This window comes from Phytoactinopolyspora endophytica, from assembly GCF_004138495.1.
GTDB lineage: Bacteria > Actinomycetota > Actinomycetes > Jiangellales > Jiangellaceae > Phytoactinopolyspora > Phytoactinopolyspora endophytica.
On record NZ_ML142856.1, the window covers coordinates 201,847 to 202,337 of the forward strand.

At 67.0% G+C, this 491-nt stretch carries 1 pseudogene; it reads left to right on the forward strand.

The annotated features are described in order from the left end of the window. Positions 1 to 491 (forward strand): annotated as a pseudogene (locus ELR45_RS35365) (hypothetical protein); the annotation flags it as partial.

A 491-nucleotide genomic window follows, 5' to 3' on the forward strand; every position in this document is an offset into this window, starting at 1 on the left:
AGACGGCACCGCCGACACCACCTTCACCGTCACCGAGGATTCCGTCGATCCGGACGCGCAGATCCCGTCGGAGACCCCGTCGGAGGAGGATCTCACTGCAGACACCGAGGGTTCGATCTCTATCCCGGAGACGGCCGAGGTCGGCGACACGATCACGGTGGCGCTCATGGACGTCCACGCCGAAGCACGAGTCGGCGCGTGGCTGTTCTCAGAGCCGGACTACCTCGGGGCGCACGACGTCGCCGACGGCAACACGTTCGACGTGACACTCCCGGCAGGAGTCACTGGAGCGCACCGGCTCGCCGTCTACGCCGCGGACGACTCGCTCATCGGATGGGACACGATCGTGATCACGTCCACCGAGGACGGCGATGACGACGGCGGCGAGGACGGAGCCGACGGTTCCGACGACGGAACCGACAACGGCGAAGGCAACGCCAACGGAACCGACGACGGAACCGACAACGGCGAAGGCAACGCCAACGGAACCG